Origin of the sequence: Burkholderia sp. AU45388 (genome assembly GCF_030481585.1) — a bacterium.
GTDB lineage: Bacteria > Pseudomonadota > Gammaproteobacteria > Burkholderiales > Burkholderiaceae > Burkholderia > Burkholderia sola.
In genome coordinates, this window is the sequence record NZ_JAUJPV010000064.1 from 1 (window position 1) to 1,362 (window position 1,362).

Here is a 1,362-nt window from a genome sequence, read left to right on the forward strand (position 1 = left end):
GCCTTCACGGCCCGCTCGAATTTTCGAGCGGGCCGTTCTTCTTTGAGTAGCGCGACCAGACGTAGTCGCAGTCGTTGCAGCAGGGCTGGGAGTTTGCCCTGCGCACGGGTAACCGCGGCCCAGTGCAATTCGTACTGGATGACGTGGAAGGCGCGCACGAAGCTAATCTCGGTCGGCTCGCACTTCACCGCAAGCGCGGCCTTGGCAATCTCCAATCGCACGAGGTTGTAGGCAATCAGCGCGCCCCAGATTTCCTGATACACCCCCTCAACGCTGCGGCTGCGCAGGATCGGCGCCATGCCCATCATCGTCTGCTTGAGTTCTCGATAGCTGGTTTCAATTTGCCAGCGGCGCGCATAGCAGGCCACGATATCGGCGCTCGTGTAGCGTTTTCGGTCGAACAGTGACGTCAGCAGTACGCGCTTGCGGGCACTTGAGTCGACCAGGGTGACGGCTCGCGCCTGCCACACCTCTGGCAGGTCCGGGCATTTCTTGCGTGCCTGGGGCGACACGCGCATGCTTACCACCGCATCATCAGGCGTTCCCTCGATGACTTCCCATTTGGTGTTGGCCTTGGCCGGGATGAGGAAGTGACGGTTCGAACCCGCGCGGCTCAAGCCACACAGGATTTCTGCAGATAGAAACCCCTTGTCGAATACCGTCAGCGAATCATCGGGGATGGCGCCGAGCAGATCCTTGGCATATAGCATCTCGTTCGTGCCATACGGACCGAACGCCGCGCTGCGGATCAGGTGCGTGGGCACGGCAGTCAGCGTCACGCCACGGACCTGCGGATAACTGGCGATGGTGTTGCCGGCATAAACCTGGGCGCCGAAATGAGCCCGATGTTCGGGGGTGTCCGCCGTCCTGAGCGTCGTGCCATCCATCGCAAACAGGCTCAACCCCTTGAACAGGTATTGTTTGCGGTCCTGCTCGGCCCACGCCTTGGCCGACAATTCGAACAGCGCCTTCAGTGGTTGCGCGCCCAGGCGCTGCCGGGCCTGAGCGACAGCGCTCTTGCTGACGAACGGCGCCTGCATATCCGGTAGCGCAAGATCGAGATCGTCGACAACCTCGCTGATCGATTGATGCCGATACAATGCCAGCGCAATAACCAGCCAAACCACCTGCTCAGCGGGCAAGCGGCGTTGCCGGATGCTCGCCCGTCCCGTGTAAGCCACCACCTGCTCAATCCACTCGTAGGGCAAGTGCTCGCCCAGGCGAGCCCAGTCGGGCGTCTCCTGTTCTTCAGCGAGAAAATTCAGGGTGTCATCAAGCATGGCGACGCAGGTTAACAGCCTCCATCACCGTTTACAACACCCAAAACAAAAATGCCGTTCAGTTCTTAACTGAACGGCATTA

The 1,362-nt window shown here is 60.4% G+C and carries 1 protein-coding gene; it reads right to left on the reverse strand.

The genetic code is table 11. The features are described from left to right. On the reverse strand, window positions 1-1,280 hold a 1,280-nt coding region (locus QZM72_RS35435), incomplete at its 3' end, for an IS4 family transposase (RefSeq protein ID WP_301740433.1). Window positions 1,281-1,362: the final 82 nt, after the last annotated feature.